Origin of the sequence: Candidatus Brocadia sp., from assembly GCA_021646415.1 — a bacterium.
Taxonomy (GTDB): domain Bacteria; phylum Planctomycetota; class Brocadiia; order Brocadiales; family Brocadiaceae; genus Brocadia.
Window position 1 is genome coordinate 35,945 of the sequence record SOEU01000007.1, and the last position, 16,003, is coordinate 51,947.

The window sequence follows — 16,003 nt, forward strand, 5'->3', positions numbered from 1 at the left end:
CCAACAATGTATCCATACATTTCCCCCTTTTATTTAACCAAAAACCATTCAACCTTAACAATTTCACCACTTGCATTCCATATGTCATCGCTTCTATTCTCCAGCCTTCGCCGCACGATGACTATATTCTGACTTGGAGAATAAGAAATTGAATAAGTAAATAAACGGCTGGGATTGACATAGGTTTCATAGGGTAAAGTTTCCTTTGAATCGTTTGGCTCTGTTCCAACAAATATGAAAGCAATTACACCAGCATATTTTTTATGCTTAATATCCCTTACCACTTCTAGCTGTTCAACAATACTGCCAGGATTAATCTCTACTTCTTCAAATTCGATTTCATCAATGCCTTTATCCTTGATGACAAAAGCATCCATAGCAAAACACTGATAAGAAATACTTACAATCGCAATAACTAAAAAAAATAAAACACTATACCTTTTCATAATATTTCCCCCTTTCGTTTCTGCTTTCTAAGATATTCGTTAATTGCACGCCTGATATGTTCCGCAACCTGTATACCCGTATTATCGGATAATTGTTTCAGTTTCTTAATTGGGTCATCGTGGAAACGAGTGGGTAAAATTTAGGGGAAAAAGGTTGCGATGAGGCATAAAGTAAGGTGAAAAAGGGGTTGAAGGGGATTAAAAAAGATGGCATGATACAACGATGGGAAAAAAGAAGCGGCTCCTGGACGAATATCATATCCCCTGGTTTCGTCCGAAGGCCGAGATACAGGGGATATTTGGCGATGCAAAGGCGCGTGTTATCCGACTTGTTCGGACTCAAAAAAAACGGTGTGCGGTTGTTGTGGTGAGGTGCACCGGAGCTATTATGACAAGAAGGTCCGATGGGTACGAGACTTATCCTGCGGAGAGATGCGGATTTACCTGGAGGTGGAGATTCGGCGCGTGCAGTGTCGGAGATGCGGGAAGGTGAAACGGGAAGAGGTAGAGTGGCTTTCGAGAAATCCTTTCTACACAAAGAGGTTTGCCTTTTTTGTAGGGAGGCGATGCCGGTCGATGACGATACAGGATGTGGCCAAAGAGTTGAAATTGGATTGGCATACGGTTAAAGAATTGGACAAACAATACATGGAGAAGCAGCTACAGAGAACGGGAGTACCTGCTCCCGGAGCTATAGGGATAGACGAGATATCGTTAAGGAAGGGGCATACGTATCGGATCGTGGTAAGCGATTTGGAGAGGAAGCGACCGATATGGTTTGGAGGCAAGGACAGGTCGGAAGAGAGTATGGATATGTTTTATGAGTGGCTTGGACAAAAGAAGATAAAAAAGGTACGGTTGGCGGTTATGGATATGTGGAAGGCATTTGAGAAATCCACGCGGAAGAATGCGCCAGGGGCGTCTATTCTGTATGATAAATTTCATGTGATGAGACATTTGGGTGAGGCGTTGGATAAAATTCGCAAACAGGAGTATGCCCGGTTGAAGGAGAAGGATCGTTCGTTTATCAAAGGGCACAAGTATACCTTGTTGTCAAATTGGGAAAATCTCACGATAGACGGGAGAAAGGCGCTCAAAAAGCTGTTGGAGGCCAATAAGCGAATCAACATTGCGTATATACTGAGAGAGTCTTTTGGGCAGCTATGGAATTATAAGTCGGAGGGATGGGCAAGACGTTTTTTCGAAAACCGGAAAAAGTCTTTAAAGTGGCAGAGGCTTAAACCCTATGAGAAATTTGCTGAGATGATAGAAAGGCACTGGGATGGAATTGCTGCATACAGTAAACCGGAGAATAAAGTTTCTTTGGGTTTTGTCGAGGGACTGAATAACAAAATCCGGATTATCCAGCGACGGGCCTACGGTCTAAGAGATGAAGAATATCTTCGCTTAAAAATCCTGACCTGTATGCTTCCGGAGATATAAAGATGCAAATTTCACCCACTCGTTTCCACGATGACCCTCTTAATTTGTAAATCTGCTAAAATTTATATCCCACATGGTTCAGATAAAACTAAAAGTTGGGGAAAGCGGTGCTGGTGACTTTATACTCTTTATATCCCACATGGTTCAGATAAAACATACAGAAAGTGTTCTTGCGCTTGCGGCAATTGTGCCTTTATATCCCACATGGTTCAGATAAAACTCTTTTAGATGTACAATCGCGAGGAACGCTGAACTTCTTTATATCCCACATGGTTCAGATAAAACCTTCCTGGATAGATTCCTCCTGGGGACGCAGAAACACCTTTATATCCCACATGGTTCAGATAAAACATAGAGTTTATTGATTATCTCAAAGATTATGTAATCTTTATATCCCACATGGTTCAGATAAAACGGAATCACATCCAACACCAACGCCAACATCAACGGGCTTTATATCCCACATGGTTCAGATAAAACGGCACGACAAGACATTTCAATCCACTTCACCATCGGCTTTATATCCCACATGGTTCAGATAAAACGGGGGGCACGGGTGAACAGGGATCGCATTTTCAAGCCTTTATATCCCACATGGTTCAGATAAAACCCCGCCATTTAAAAACAATAAAAATGGCTTTAAATTCGCTTCTTAAATTATCTTAAGCTTTGCTGGCCGTTGATTACAAACCATCGAAAATCAATATTTTTGCATCAAACCCCGAATCATGTTCTTGAATTTTTTCATAATTTATCTATAACTCTCTGTCGTAAATACACTTCATGAGTACACGCCAAAAACACCGGTTCGATGCAAATTACAAAATATTCCCCGTCATTTCCTTTTCTATGCCAAGAACAACCTTCCGGTAATTTAGCCTGTTTTCAAGGCTGTAAAAATAGATAGAATCCCCTTCATCATCGATAACGCCGCGCAGTTCAGTCTTGCATTGCTCAAGTTTTCCCAGGCTGATGTCGCCTTCAAACACGGAATTCTGCACCCACATAAAATATTTCTTTAAAACCTTCCTTACCTTATTCACCCGCTCCTCTCCAATATCGTAAGTAACAATTAAATATGGCACGTCCCTATCTCCAACAAAATTCAGATGACACACCCCTGCCCCTCTTGATAGAGGGGATTCAGACATTTATCTTTTCCCTTCAGTCTGTATTCACCACCATGCCTTGAACGGCGCATAAACTTCATCGCCTAAAAAATGCTTTATGAGCTTGTAGCATTCGAGCCTGATAAGCGTCCTGTACGATACGTTCCTCTTCAACTTCCTGTGTTTAATCGTGGTGGTTAACTTTTGATCGAGCTCTTTGAGAAACTTCTTCCGTCCATCCTCGTTCATATAACAGTAATTTACATCTTCTTCAAAATCCTCGAGTTTCACCATATTGTTGTTTACCAGCCTGAAGATAATAGGGTCAATGATAAGTGGTTTGAAGATCTCGGCGATATCAAGGCTCAGCGAGTACCGCCTTTCCCTCGGTTCATGCAGATAACTTATGGTTGGGTTGAGCTGGGTGTGGTATATTTCTGAAAGCACGACCGAATACATCATGGAATTACCAAAGGATATCAGGGCGTTGATGGGATTGGTGGGAGGCCGTTTTTCACGTTTTTCCATTGCAAAGTCGTCTTTTAAGATCGCGTTAAACGCCTGATAATAGATATCCCGCACCCGCCCCTCGCATCCCATGAGTTCACTAATGGTCTTCGTTTTAGCGGCATTGGCTTGTTCTGTCTCTATCTGTTTCTGAAAATCCCCGGTATTGGAATATTCACGCAGATTCCTTAGTATGTGGAACATGGCGCCTTCCACGAAGGAAAGGGCAACAAAGAAGCGTCTCTCTGCGTTGAGGTAATATTCCACCTGCCTGACGGTTAACTCGCCGGAGACATTCCTCTCCCTCGGCATAAAACTTCCGGCATAGAAACCATAGTAGTTATAGATGTGGACGGTTTTATTCTGCTGCGACAGGAAATTGAGCAGCTTTGTATTGAGGTCCACCTCTCCAAAGAGGTGTATCGTGTTAACATCCTCCACCGGAATGGCCTTTTTCTTTCCTTTCTCATTTTCGATGTAAAGGGTGTTTTCCTGCCGTTTCATACGGCCGTTAGAAAATATGTAGTATGATCTGGACATGTTATTCTCAGAAATATGTATTTGGACGCAGATGAACACAGTGTGGCAGAGCCACAACCGAAAAAAACCACCCCTCTTTCCCCTCCTTCGCAAGGAGGGGATGAAGGGGAGGTAAAGTATCAAAAAACCCTTCCGATTTCTCCTTCGCAAGGAGGAGACTTCGTCGTGATGGTTCGACAAGCCTTCGGCGTGAGCTCAGTCGAACGCTCACCATGCACGACGTTACACCCTTAGCCTGTCGAACGATGAAGGGGAGGTAACACAAGTTATACAAAACTGTCTCAAATATTTCTTATTAAGCTACGCCGCGATGTTTCGGTGTGGGGACACACCGAAACATCGAAAATATTTTCATGGTTTCAAAGTGCCACATGAGCGGCATGATGACTGTAAGAAAAGAAATTGCCGATACTATTTCTTACCCCCAACAAAACTCGTAATAAGCGCATTTTGTACAATAGGGTTTTCGCTGCAATGCCGGCGGTTTCTCCATTTCCAAAATCTCTTTCACACGAATCAATGCTGTTTCGACCTCTTTTTCAGTTTCAGGGGTTAATACAACCTCTTCCCGTTTTCTCATCTTCGGATAATTAATGACACCCCTCTTTTCGATGCCCAAACGTTTGAGATAATACAGATAATAGAGCAACTGGATTCTGTCTGCATGCGCAAGCCTGTTGCTGTATTTAATCTCGCGAATCTCATCGTCGCCCACGATATCGATGTTAATAAGATTGTCGATGAGCAACTCCCGCTTTTCCTCCCGTGGATAACAGGTTTCACCCAGCAGCTTTCCCATCAAGACCTTATCCGATTGTGATTCCATGGCAATGCCCCTGTCAAAGAGCCAGAGCTTCCGCTCGCAGACGTAGAGGTAATTGACCTTTATTCCATTAGTTTTAAGAGTTTGGAAATCGACGGAAGCATCAGTTTCCATGTGTTTATTTTTATTAAGTTATTTGACAAATTCTTTAATAGTCCGTATAAATTCTCTCGCCAACTTAACATGTTCAACAGCTTTTTCAAATGGTATCTCAACAAGTTCCTTGTAATCTCCCTCTTGCCTGTCGTCAAAAGCATTATGAAGAATTTTGGAGTATCTTTTGTCAATCTTCTCTTTCTTAATAAACTCCTTATCAAACACTGAGATTATACCGCTGTGCTTTGAAGTCTGAATATAAACTTCTGTCTTAAGGAAAAGGGCCAATACGGCATAAAACATTGCATAGTAAGCCCGGTTTATAATAGACCTTGAAGTAAAGTTTTCTTCAACCATCTTTTTGGCTTCCGCAAGCGTTTCTTCTGCTTGTTTTAAGCGGTATAAAAACAAAGTATCCTTATCTGTCATACCATTACGCCTTCACGGTTGATGTTTTCAACAATAGGAGACGCCTTCAATGGAGAATCCTCTATCTCATATCGCGTAAATATAAGCGAGGATATGTATATGGAATTTTCAAAGCCTACCTCCCATACGATATCGCGAATCTTTCTTTTCAACTCATCATTCAGGCTTTCTACCTCTATAAATACATCCATATCCGAATACTCGTCAGCCTCGCCCCGCGCCCTGGAGCCAAAGACACGGAAATCGACAAGCTGGACAATTTCAGATAGCCTTTTCTTTAACTCCCTTGCAATCTTCAAATCGTTCTCTTTCATAAAATACCTCATGAAATTTTTAACAGATATTTTCTTCTCATATATCCCGGCTATTGAATCTTCTCTTTTGCATGCAGAATCGTAATTCCGGCAAGTTCCTTATCATGGTAATGATAAATAAAATCATTTTTTAATATGCCGAACAACCCTTTAAATAAACAACCACTGCTTGTTCCCAAACCATGTACTGAACCTGTTGAAGCATCAGTTTGGGAACACAATTGCAGAGAAACTGAGTTTCTCGTCCATTACACTCCCAAACAGGAGTTTGGGAGCGAGCAGTTGAACGATTCCCCCCCTGCTTCATGATAAGGCAGTATGGGAATTTAGGGTTGTTGATGGATTCAAGGATGTAAAGGGTAGTCATGACATATTTAAAAACTCCTTTCGTCAAAATCATCAATTTCTTCTATTTTCTTCGTCAACCCTAAATCTTCATCATAAGTGAATGCTTTGTCCAAAAATGCAATTTCATATTGTTTGTCTATCACGTGATATGGTCTGGAAATATTATGCTTTTTTGCATAATGAGTTACATAGTAAAGCGGAGTAGGAACTTTGTGTTTCTGAATATCTTTTAAGATATTTGCCCTCTGTTTTTTCCTCTCATCGCCTTTTAATTGAGAATTTATGCTTTTAAGTTTTTCATATTTTTTTTCTATTTCTTCTTTATACTTCCAAGGAATCAATTCTATTGTGAGTACATCTCTGAACGCCTTCTGTGATTCGGCACTTATCAGAAATTCCCATCCGCCATTGAGAATATCATCTATCTTTTTCCATTCTTCCAGATACCTTGATTTTAAAGAACATAAACTTTCTTCGCAATAAAGTGTCTTTACCATTTTCCTTTTCTGTTCTGATATCAAAAATTCTGTATTTTCCAATGCCTCATTTAAAAGTTCTGTTGTCTTCTCTCTCAGACTTTTCTCATAAACAAAATTAACACTTTTTTCGTCTACACTACAGGCAATAACTATATTATGTTCTCCCTCATAGTCAATTTTTCTGTGTCTCCATATTCTGCCCATCCTTTGAACTAACGAATCTATCGTGGCTATTTCAGTAAAGAGATAATCAAAATCAATATCTAAAGAAGCTTCTACAAGCTGTGTAGAAATCCAGATAAAGCCCCTTCCATCAACATAATGTCCGTTCCCATCTTGCTTGCAATGTTTTTTTATAGACGCTTCTTTTTCCCACCGCTTATTCCTGATAAATCTGCTGTGTAAAATGTTTAGCCGCTCCAATTCAGCTCCCGCGAGCGATCTTCTCAGTGTTTCATATAGATTCTGCGCAGCGCCAACAGTATTTGTTATTACCAGCACCTTTTTATTCAAACGGAATTTATCAATGATATCCTGTGACAAGTCTGATAGGTTTTTGTCTTGCTCAATTCTTACTTTGTGCCTTTTAATAGTATCAATTGTATCTTCATCGTCTATAACGACTTTTACCCCAATTTTGTTCAGTTCCAGAGCAACCTTTTCAGGCAGAGTAGCTGTGATTATTAAATATCTCGTGCCCAATTCTTTTGTGTCCTTTATCTGATGCAAAATAGGCACAATCTGTTGCGGAGAGAAACCCTGAATCTCATCAATCACAACATCCGAATATGCAAGAGTAGCATAAATCTTTTCATAAGTAGGATATTTAAAAGCGGCTGTAAATAACTGGTCAGCAGTGCAAATAGTTACAGGTTTTGATAATATCCTCGTTTTCTCGTAGTCTTTGACAACTGAAAAATCCTCATCTTCTCCGCTTTGATCGCTATCCAGCATATAAAAAAGCGATGTGGAGTGAAGCAGCCCCACTCTTTGCTTTCCATATATGTCTTTCAATGTTTCATACATAGCATTCGTGGACGACCTATTTGGAAGCACATAAAACTTCTTTCTTTTACTCCACAAAACTGAAAGCCCTGTCTTACCAAGCCCCGTATCAGCCACAATACAGGCATTATCCAGATTCTTAAATTTCTCCTGAAACGGTCGCAATGGCTTATCGTTAATATAGTTCTTAAACAAAACCGTTCTATCATCTCTTATAGGTTCTTCTTCTACTTCCAGTCCGGCAGAAGAGGCGTGATCAAGGCGGATTAAAAGACCTGTTATAAGTATTCCTTTCTTTAAGTTCTCAGGCGTGCTGAATATCCTGCTTTGCAATCCCAATATATCTATATATTCATCTACTATAGGCTCATAATTATTAAACCCCTTCAACAAGGTATCCTTTATTTTAATAAGGCTATTCTTTAAGGTAGAGTTGTTAAACTGCCATGCTGACTTTACAAGTTCATATTGCCTGTTATGATGACTGACTATTGCATTGACAATAAAGAATTTTGCAATCCTTTTTAATGCTTGTACACTATCAAGGAAAAACAGCGGCGATATTAAATGGTGTAATAAAACTTCTTCATTGCGATTACCTAATATTTTTGTATAAAAACTCTTATTAGCTTTGCCGTAATCATGATATTCAATTGCCATATTAAGCAACTTCCAAAAATCTTCCTGCACATTTAAATATCCGCTTTGACGCAATAAGTCGCTGTTTTTCAGCAATTCATCGTTATGCTGTCTTATCGTGGTTTTGTCAGATTTTGCAGGGTAAGAGTCAGGACTATTCATTTAACCAACACAACACATGAGTATTGCCTTCCTTATCTTTGCTGACAACAATCTCATTGCTCACACTATAATATTTGGGAACATCCATAAATAGCAGTCTTTTATAATACATTTTTAGGTATCCATCATCTAAGAGCGCCTTATCACTATCTATAGGAACCTTAAAAATTCCAATTCCATGAATCTGATGATTAAATGGAACATATAGGTTTGCGTCATTGTTTATAATTTTTGTCAAGCTAATATCAATTACATCTTTTTTCGCTATTTCAACCTCGCAACAGGATACATGGATTATTACATCTTCCCTCCGTCCCATTCTTTGAACATTATGGATGGAACTAACTATTTCTTTCTCATATGGACTATCCACATGTATAAAATGGCTGATGTTATATAACTCCTCAATAGGCACCTTGTTAGACTTATATTTACCTTTATCGCCTTGTGTAGTTTGATGATTAATAACTATATGCCTTGCTTTGCCTTCATATTTGCCCGAAATAGCAAGCCGTGTATTGTCCTTATTTATAGAAAGATAGCCTGTAATATACCGTAAAAGCCCATACACGGTTGCAGGCGGCACAATAGGAAATGACAACATAGGATTTCCTATTTCTGGAATCCTATAACAGGCTATCGGTTGTAAAATATCAAGCCTGATCATCATTAAATCCCATAATAGCTTTTAACTGAAGCAAAAAGGCCTTCTTTAAAAGTTGATGCTTCACGCCCATAAAATATTGTTTTACCATTTGCCACATTTGATAATTTGGTTTTATCAACCTTCAGCGGGCTATAGGAGCTAATCATGTCGTCTATATGATTATGGAATACTGGATTGGGTAGTTCTGCACTCCAAATTGAAAATACAGGACATAAGTTCTCAACTCGACCTTCTATGGTTCTATAAAGGTTACATATAGTATCAAAAAGAATTCCTAGCCGTCTGAATTTTTCTTCTGATTTTAAACTTATTTTAACCTTATAGTTATTGCCTTCCTTGTCAATACTTATTGAAGCAATTCTTTCATTTCCAAGTTTTACAAACTCATCTTCAGGAACTTGAAATTTGAGATAATTTTTATAAATTTTGTGAAGCCATTTCACTTTCTCCTCATTTGAACCATTTGAATGAGGCTCATCAATTTTTTCTTTCTGTTGTTTACCGCTATTTTTATTTAATGTTAAAGTCAAAACATTACCAGTTATATCAACTTTTGATATAAACTTTTCTATCCTATCAGATACTTTATTTCTGTCCTCATCTACTATATTAGCGTCATTAACTAAAAAATCTAAAAGGAATTTTGCGAGAGTTTTCTTTTTTGTAGCAGTATCTCCCTTAAGTTCAGGTAACACCATATTCTTTTCTCCTAATGTTGTCTGGCCAACAGCCAATTTAATTTCATAGCCTTTTTGATTTTTGGTCAAATTAATATCCGGCCCCTCTTGAATAAGTAAAGATAATGAAGAAATAAAGTCGCTCATGGTCATAGGCATACTCTCATTGTCAACATACGCCAAAGCGCCATAAAACGCAGCTAAGAATTCATCAACGCTCATTCCCGCGTTCAATTCAAGCTCATCATCAGAAATCTTAGTTGGAATTAGAATTTCCTGCTCTCCAAGTCTATCAAGGTTTATAAGACCACTGACCTTATAAAGGCCTTGAAAATGCTCTCGATTATAAATACTGGTCTTATCTGTCCCAAGCTCCTTTGCAAGAGCCATATTAGTTAGAAACTCCATACAGCTTACATAATTATTGATTGAAAGACCATAAGTAGTAACAAGAACGCTTTCCCTATTATGAGGAATAGGCTTAGCTATCATTGTCCCTGCAAAATCAAACTCCTCGCTATCAATAATGGTTGATATTCTCTGCGTTACCCCACCTGCTGATGACACAGCCGATTTTCTCCAGTTCTCCTGCCCTCTTTCAACAGCCCTGTTCCAGATAGCTCTTTTATAAGCCTTATCCGAGAAAAAAACCTTTACCCCTTTTTGAGTAGAGACTTTTTTTACTGATGATATATTGCCTATACTGTCGTTTCTGTTAACAACGCCAGCTTCAATAAGATTTGTAAAAGTTAAAACTTTACCCATTTTAAATCTCCTGTCTTATTGTTTAATTTTTTCACTTGTACACATCAATGCCAGTGCAACAGCAAGACCTGCTTCCTTGTAATTAAAATCTGCCGAAGATAGCTTTGATACCATAGAACAAGGCATCGGAACTTCTGAATAAATGGACAACTGTAAAAGGGTTTCCATCAGTTTCACCTTGCTTTCGTTTACAGCATCACGCAGAGAAGCAGAAAAAGACACAGTCTTATTTTTTGCTGCATTTCTGCTCTTGCCTGCATAAATCTTTGCCCTAACATTATCACCGAACTGTTTAAAGTCTTCTAAAGGATTCATATCCATTACCCCCTTTGATTTTAAAGAAATATTTAGCATAACCATTGCAGCATTGATAGCCTTTAAATCAAAACCCTGAATATTTTTATTGCCGCTTGCCTGTTTTATTACACAATTGACAATAAGATCAATTATTGTGGTTAAATCTTCTCCGTTAATCAGGCATACTATTGTGTCCCGAAAGGCGCGTATTATAGGAGTCTTTGACTTACCTACAAAATCATCCTCGCTTAGCTTTTCAAACAATTTGTAATTTTCATAAAAAAATTGAAGAACGCGTGAGGTAAGAGGTAAAAAATCAATATCGGGCTCTTGCCCGCTGAATCTCATTTCAATAAAAAACTTATCCATTATTTCAGTCTGAACTCTTGCCGTATGCTTTATATATTCTAGTATATATTCCTCAAAAGACCTTTCAGCTATAGCATTATCTTTTTCCATGATAGATAGATTTGAGGAATAAACAAGATACTTTTCATTTGTCTTTGTTGTAAAAGTTCCATAGCTCGCAAAAAGATTTAATGCCGAGCAATATGGACAAATATAAATTGATGGCTCCTCAAACCAATATAAATTCAAGGCAGCAGGCGCAAATAAAAAATTCTTTCTATTTAATGACTCCCCTTCGTATTTCTGGCAGAAATCGCAGGATTGCCTTGATAGCCCTTCATTTGGTTTTGTTTTTTTAATAAATTTCTCGACAAGTTCTTGATAAAATATATCACTTTTAAAACTGTCTTTTTGAGCCCCTTTCATCTTATGAGGATTTAATGTATTGTGATGGGATATATTCATCACATTTAATGCCGTATATGCTGCCCCGGCAACTTTTATGCTATTGATGACTTCCTTATTTTCATCTTTGAAAAAATCAGTTAATAAAGCTATGAACTCCTCAAATGTTTTATTACCACTATCTTTAATAAGTCTTTCAAAATCGCTATCTCTCCCTGAATATTTTTTTGCCTTAATTTTTTTTGCAAATGCCTCAAGACCTTTAAAAGAGTAACCGTATAAATATGCATAATGCCCTACCTCAGGCCATGTATCTTTATTGACTGTCAAGGAGAATTCATCACTTTTATATTGAACACCAAAAAAATCCAATACCCTTTTTAAACCCAAAAGCCCAATATCGTATTGAAAATTTCCAGTAAGCTCAAATCTTATCTTGTCTTTCTCCATATTCTCCCCCTACTTTCCCTCTTTCCCGAATTCTATCTTTCGTTTTTTAGACTCCTTTACATCCCATAACTGGAGAGACTCTTCGGGAAGGTAACAAAGTCACCAGCCTTGATTTCTATCTTTTCACCATCCTTTGTTTCCACAACAACCTCACCCTCAAGGATATAGCACTCCGGCGGATTCAATTTTGCAAATTGAACCCATCATTCGGATTCTTTGTTAGCCATACTCATATAAATTCTCTTGTTTAAATCAGGCACGGACAAACGAGTTTGTCATTTGACTGAGCGCTCACGACGAAGTCCGTGCCACCCTAAAACCAGCTTAAAAAATCTGCTTAAATATTTCCAGAAATCCTTCTCCGGGAAACGATATGTCAAATTCAATTCTTTAAACATGCATTCAGAACCTTTGCTATCTTTATGTCAACCTCTATGCCTTCCATGAGATCTTTTGGGGGTAAGACGCCAAGAATGACTCCTTCTTCCCACATGGCTTCAACAATGTCCAATGCCTGCTCATAAGACATCTTTTTCTTTGCAGTAAATTCCTCTTTAAATTTCATGAGATATTCAGCATCTTTGATCATCTGATTACCTCCACAACCACAAGTTTTCATGGCCGCGGCAACGTGTCTCTACATTATATTTTCCACCTCCACCATCCCAAACCCCTGACCTGTCCTGAGTCCAATACCCACCTGGTAAAGGGTCTGCAAGTCTCCCGAGTTACCTTTCAAGGTAAAACAACCCTGAAACGTGGTAAGGGTCATGTATGGCTTGCCGGTCTTTTCCCTGAAATCCCTCAAGGTATGTTTTACTACCTGTTTCTTGAGATTAAGAGGAATCAATTCCATTTTTCTCTGTAACCCTTGCCCCTTCTTTCCGTTCACTCCCCTTAAATCACTCAAGATTCTGTCATGAATTTCATTGAAATGGTCATTAAAAGACCGAAGGCTGAGGGCTGAAAACTGAGGGCTGACGTCTGATGAAATTTGAAAAGGCAGGATAGGTTTACCGTCTCTATCTTCAATTAACACGGGAGAATTGGTCTTGAATATTACTTCATCTCCCCTGATCTCCCGTTCATTGAGCAGAAATATCTTCCCTAATTTGAGGATTATCTTACTGCCAAAGTCGAATTCTTTTATCTTCAGAAGTCCATTATAAAGATTTATCATGAACTGATAATCAGATGAGCTTACGTAAAAGGAAAGGAAACTATCGGGAGAAAAATAAAATACTGTATCTTCGACTTCGAATTCGCTATCTATTGTGATCTTTTCTTTTTTTGCAGTTCTATCGGAAGGGATTACCACATTGAAAGCAAATGGCTTTGCTTGCTTGGATTTGCAGGAGTCCCTGGCGGGATAGAGATACTGTTTATAACCGGCATCTGATTCGCCCAGTGCTTCCTTTATAAGGGCCATAAACCGATGCCGGTAGAGGATGGGTAATTTGTGGGTTTTTAAGGCTATCTTTATCCTCACATCCTATTTCCTCCTCTGAGCAAGTTAATGAGTAGTCCAACGTTGATAATTGTAAGTCTTTGGATAAGATTTTCAATATAAATTCCTTGAAAGACACACGGGAATTTTATCGTGGAGATATTATTTTCAAAAAAAATCCAGAAAATACTTGATTCAGAAGTCCGTTTAATGTATTCTAACCCCGAATTTAACACCCTTTATTAAACCATTTTATCGAAAGGAGGTTGTTGGATGAATAAACAGGAATTAGTTGAAATTGTAGCAAAAGAGTGTGAGATGTCAAAGGCTTGCGGGGAAATGGCTGTAAATGCCGTGTTAAATGGCATAAAGAATGGTGTTAAGAAGACCAAGGAGGTTCGCTTAATTGGCTTCGGTACCTTTTCTGTAAGGACCAGAAAGGCACGGAAAGGGCGCAATCCGCAGACGGGCGCTGTGATTAACATCAAGGCCAGCAAAACGGTAAAATTTACTGCGGGACAGGACTTCAAGAACGTCGTCAATAAATAAATCATTCCCCTCTTGGATATACAACAAAAAAGCAGGCTCCAGAGCCTGCTTTTTTGTTTCTTCCCGGATAGTTACAAAATTCGCTTTACACAAGGAATTTTAACCTTACAAGAAATTTATAAAATACCACCCTATGGCTTTTCTGTGGATGTCTCAACAGATTCAAGGGTTTGTTGTCTGCGGGTAATTCTCCGTTCGTTCTCGGTAAGGAGTTTCTTTCTCAATCGGAATGTTTTTGGAGTAATCTCCACTAATTCATCGTCTTCGATATACTCAAGGGCCATCTCCAGCGAGAATTCTCTGGGAGGAGGGAGTTTGATCCCTTTGTCAGCCGTCGCACTACGAATATTCGTGGCCTTTTTTGCCCTGATGACATTCACCGTAATATCATTCTGCTCACAGTGTTCACCCACGATCATCCCCTCATACACACGATCACCAGGTTTTACAAACATTATACCCCTGTCCTGTAATCCATCCAGGGCATAAGCAGTTGCCTCACCTGCGGCCATGGAAATGAGCACGCCCTGTATGCGATGGGCAATGTCACCTTTGTAAGGTTCGTAGTCATAAAAATTATGGTACATCACTGCTTCTCCGCGGGTAGAGCTTAAGAGACGGTTCCTCAGGCCGATCAGACCCCGGGAAGGCACTTTAAACTCAAAGTGGGTGATGTCCTTATCGGTATCCATACTGAGCATTTCCCCCTTTCGTGCCCCCATCATAGAGATCACCTGGCCTTCATATTCTTTTGGTACATCGATTACGACATATTCCACTGGTTCCGCTTTTTCCCCCTCCAGCTGCTTAAAAATCACCTTAGGTTTAGAGACCTGCAACTCATATCCTTCACGACGCATGTTTTCAATTAACACAGAGAGATGCAAGAGCCCACGCCCCGAAATACGAAAGGCATCCGGCGTTTCTGTATCTTCCACTTTGAGGGCTACATTTGACCGAAGTTCCCGATAAAGCCTTTCCCTCAGATTCCGGCTGGTAACGTATTTGCCGTCCTGACCGCTGAAGGGTGAATTGTTCACTGAAAATATCATAGATAGTGTCGGTTCGTCGATGCTAATTTTCTGCATAGCTTGCGGATTCTCGACGGAGGCAATCGTATCGCTGATGTCGACATCCTCAATCCCGGTTAAAGCAATAATATCACCAGCCTGTGCCGATTTTACCGACTGCCTTCCCAATCCCGTAAAGGCAAATAATTCCGTCACCCTGTGTACCGTATGCCGGTTGTTCTTGTCAATCCGCGTAACCTGCTGGCTTGCATGAATTGTACCATTAAACACCCTACCGATCCCAATTCGGCCTACGTAATCATTATAATCCAGTGACGTTATCTGCATTTGCAATGGTGCATTTGGATCACCGCTGGGTTTTGGAACGTAGTGCAAAATCGTGTCGAGCAGCGGGGTAATGTCTTTATTATCGCCCTCCAGGGACAACTTTGCATAGCCTTCCCGTCCGCTGGCATAAATCACCGTAAAATCCAACTGTTCATCGGTTGCATCGAGTTCAACAAAGAGGTCAAAGACCTCATTCAATACCTCCGAGCAACGGGCATCGGGTCTATCAATCTTATTGATAACCACAAGGGGCCTGAGATTGTAACTCAAGGCCTTACGGAGTACGAACCGTGTCTGGGGCATCGTCCCTTCAGCTGCATCCACCAGCAATAAGACACCGTCGGCCATCTTGAGGACACGTTCCACTTCTCCACCAAAATCGGCATGCCCCGGCGTGTCAATAATATTGATCTTCACGCCTTTATAATTGATAGCGGTATTTTTGGCGAGGATGGTAATACCCCGCTCACGTTCCAGGTCGTTAGAGTCCATAATCCTTTCTACATTTTGAATCTGCTGATTAGACCGAAATGTACCGCTTTGTTTGAGCAATTGGTCCACAAGGGTGGTCTTGCCGTGATCTACATGGGCAATAATTGCCACATTCCGTATATCGTCTCGCACTAACTGTGTCATATCGCTCCTTAAATATACTGCAAAATATTATACAACCAATACCTACGATTGCTTTAAAATAAAA

17 protein-coding genes and 1 CRISPR repeat array are annotated in these 16,003 nt (G+C 39.7%); of the genes, 2 read left to right on the forward strand and 15 right to left on the reverse strand.

The window, feature by feature from the left end:
- Positions 1-29: 29 nt before the first annotated feature.
- Both E3K36_07380 and E3K36_07385 read right to left on the reverse strand, forming a co-directional pair.
- Complete coding sequence (locus E3K36_07380; GenBank protein ID MCF6155063.1) at positions 30-446, reverse strand: hypothetical protein; 417 nt, start codon at positions 444-446, stop codon at positions 30-32.
- On the reverse strand, positions 443-586 hold the full coding sequence (locus E3K36_07385; protein MCF6155064.1) for a ribbon-helix-helix domain-containing protein: 144 nt from the start codon (positions 584-586) through the stop codon (positions 443-445). Before E3K36_07385 ends, E3K36_07380 begins: the two co-directional genes overlap by 4 nt.
- A 112-nt stretch (positions 587-698) precedes the next feature.
- On the opposite strand from E3K36_07385, the gene E3K36_07390 reads away from it, so the two are divergent.
- A complete protein-coding gene (locus E3K36_07390; GenBank protein ID MCF6155065.1) occupies positions 699-1,889 on the forward strand; it encodes an ISL3 family transposase in 1,191 nt (396 codons plus the stop codon).
- Between the two features lie 60 nt (positions 1,890-1,949).
- Positions 1,950-2,499: a CRISPR direct-repeat array (repeat unit 29 nt; unit sequence CTTTATATCCCACATGGTTCAGATAAAAC).
- 208 nt (positions 2,500-2,707) lie between these two features.
- On the opposite strand, the gene cas2 is transcribed toward E3K36_07390, so the two are convergent.
- The 12 genes from cas2 to cas6 form a co-directional block, all read right to left on the reverse strand.
- Complete coding sequence (gene cas2 / locus E3K36_07395; GenBank protein MCF6155066.1) at positions 2,708-2,974, reverse strand: CRISPR-associated endonuclease Cas2; 267 nt, start codon at positions 2,972-2,974, stop codon at positions 2,708-2,710.
- Positions 2,975-3,064: 90 nt separating this feature from the next.
- Positions 3,065-4,045, reverse strand: coding sequence for a type I-B CRISPR-associated endonuclease Cas1 (gene cas1b / locus E3K36_07400; GenBank protein ID MCF6155067.1), 981 nt, complete (start codon positions 4,043-4,045; stop codon positions 3,065-3,067).
- A 418-nt stretch (positions 4,046-4,463) separates the two neighbouring features.
- Positions 4,464-4,982 (reverse strand): CRISPR-associated protein Cas4, encoded by a 519-nt coding sequence (cas4, locus tag E3K36_07405; protein MCF6155068.1) that lies wholly within the window; start codon positions 4,980-4,982, stop codon positions 4,464-4,466.
- A gap of 18 nt (positions 4,983-5,000) precedes the next feature.
- On the reverse strand, positions 5,001-5,393 hold the full coding sequence (locus E3K36_07410; GenBank protein MCF6155069.1) for a HEPN domain-containing protein: 393 nt from the start codon (positions 5,391-5,393) through the stop codon (positions 5,001-5,003).
- Positions 5,390-5,719, reverse strand: a complete 330-nt coding sequence (locus E3K36_07415) for a nucleotidyltransferase domain-containing protein (GenBank protein ID MCF6155070.1) — start codon at positions 5,717-5,719, stop codon at positions 5,390-5,392. Before E3K36_07415 ends, E3K36_07410 begins: the two co-directional genes overlap by 4 nt.
- 362 nt (positions 5,720-6,081) lie before the next feature.
- Complete coding sequence (gene cas3, locus E3K36_07420; protein ID MCF6155071.1) at positions 6,082-8,340, reverse strand: CRISPR-associated helicase Cas3'; 2,259 nt, start codon at positions 8,338-8,340, stop codon at positions 6,082-6,084.
- On the reverse strand, positions 8,333-9,010 hold the full coding sequence (gene cas5 / locus E3K36_07425; GenBank protein MCF6155072.1) for a CRISPR-associated protein Cas5: 678 nt from the start codon (positions 9,008-9,010) through the stop codon (positions 8,333-8,335). The genes cas3 and cas5 overlap by 8 nt, the downstream gene beginning before the upstream one ends.
- Positions 9,010-10,449, reverse strand: a complete 1,440-nt coding sequence (gene cas7i / locus E3K36_07430) for a type I-B CRISPR-associated protein Cas7/Cst2/DevR (GenBank protein MCF6155073.1) — start codon at positions 10,447-10,449, stop codon at positions 9,010-9,012. Before cas7i ends, cas5 begins: the two co-directional genes overlap by 1 nt.
- Before the next feature lie 15 nt (positions 10,450-10,464).
- On the reverse strand, positions 10,465-11,949 hold the full coding sequence (locus E3K36_07435) for a hypothetical protein (protein MCF6155074.1): 1,485 nt from the start codon (positions 11,947-11,949) through the stop codon (positions 10,465-10,467).
- A gap of 56 nt (positions 11,950-12,005) precedes the next feature.
- On the reverse strand, positions 12,006-12,134 hold the full coding sequence (locus E3K36_07440; GenBank protein ID MCF6155075.1) for a DUF861 domain-containing protein: 129 nt from the start codon (positions 12,132-12,134) through the stop codon (positions 12,006-12,008).
- A gap of 197 nt (positions 12,135-12,331) precedes the next feature.
- Positions 12,332-12,538: a hypothetical protein gene (locus E3K36_07445; protein MCF6155076.1), complete on the reverse strand. Its 207-nt coding sequence runs from the start codon at positions 12,536-12,538 to the stop codon at positions 12,332-12,334.
- Positions 12,539-12,586: 48 nt separating this feature from the next.
- On the reverse strand, positions 12,587-13,438 hold the full coding sequence (cas6, locus tag E3K36_07450) for a CRISPR-associated endoribonuclease Cas6 (GenBank protein ID MCF6155077.1): 852 nt from the start codon (positions 13,436-13,438) through the stop codon (positions 12,587-12,589).
- Positions 13,439-13,669: 231 nt separating this feature from the next.
- On the opposite strand from cas6, the gene E3K36_07455 reads away from it, so the two are divergent.
- The gene (locus E3K36_07455; protein ID MCF6155078.1) at positions 13,670-13,945 is read left to right on the forward strand and encodes an HU family DNA-binding protein; all 276 of its coding nucleotides are present in this window, start codon (positions 13,670-13,672) and stop codon (positions 13,943-13,945) included.
- A gap of 131 nt (positions 13,946-14,076) precedes the next feature.
- Here the strand turns inward: E3K36_07455 and typA are convergent, their stop codons facing one another.
- Positions 14,077-15,939, reverse strand: a complete 1,863-nt coding sequence (typA, locus tag E3K36_07460; GenBank protein MCF6155079.1) for a translational GTPase TypA — start codon at positions 15,937-15,939, stop codon at positions 14,077-14,079.
- Positions 15,940-16,003: the final 64 nt, after the last annotated feature.

Excerpts from the sequence above, each read along its gene's own strand:
- E3K36_07380 (MCF6155063.1), bottom strand. The coding sequence starts at position 446 with ATGAAAAGGTATAGTGTTTTATTTTTTTTAGTTATTGCGATTGTAAGT.
- typA (MCF6155079.1), bottom strand. The coding sequence starts at position 15,939 with ATGACACAGTTAGTGCGAGACGATATACGGAATGTGGCAATTATTGCC.
- cas4 (MCF6155068.1), bottom strand. The coding sequence starts at position 4,982 with ATGGAAACTGATGCTTCCGTCGATTTCCAAACTCTTAAAACTAATGGA.
- E3K36_07435 (MCF6155074.1), bottom strand. The coding sequence starts at position 11,949 with ATGGAGAAAGACAAGATAAGATTTGAGCTTACTGGAAATTTTCAATAC.
- E3K36_07455 (MCF6155078.1), top strand. The coding sequence starts at position 13,670 with ATGAATAAACAGGAATTAGTTGAAATTGTAGCAAAAGAGTGTGAGATG.
- E3K36_07410 (MCF6155069.1), bottom strand. The coding sequence starts at position 5,393 with ATGACAGATAAGGATACTTTGTTTTTATACCGCTTAAAACAAGCAGAA.
- cas5 (MCF6155072.1), bottom strand. The coding sequence starts at position 9,010 with ATGATGATCAGGCTTGATATTTTACAACCGATAGCCTGTTATAGGATT.
- E3K36_07445 (MCF6155076.1), bottom strand. The coding sequence starts at position 12,538 with ATGATCAAAGATGCTGAATATCTCATGAAATTTAAAGAGGAATTTACT.
- E3K36_07415 (MCF6155070.1), bottom strand. The coding sequence starts at position 5,719 with ATGAGGTATTTTATGAAAGAGAACGATTTGAAGATTGCAAGGGAGTTA.
- cas7i (MCF6155073.1), bottom strand. The coding sequence starts at position 10,449 with ATGGGTAAAGTTTTAACTTTTACAAATCTTATTGAAGCTGGCGTTGTT.
- cas3 (MCF6155071.1), bottom strand. The coding sequence starts at position 8,340 with ATGAATAGTCCTGACTCTTACCCTGCAAAATCTGACAAAACCACGATA.
- cas1b (MCF6155067.1), bottom strand. The coding sequence starts at position 4,045 with ATGTCCAGATCATACTACATATTTTCTAACGGCCGTATGAAACGGCAG.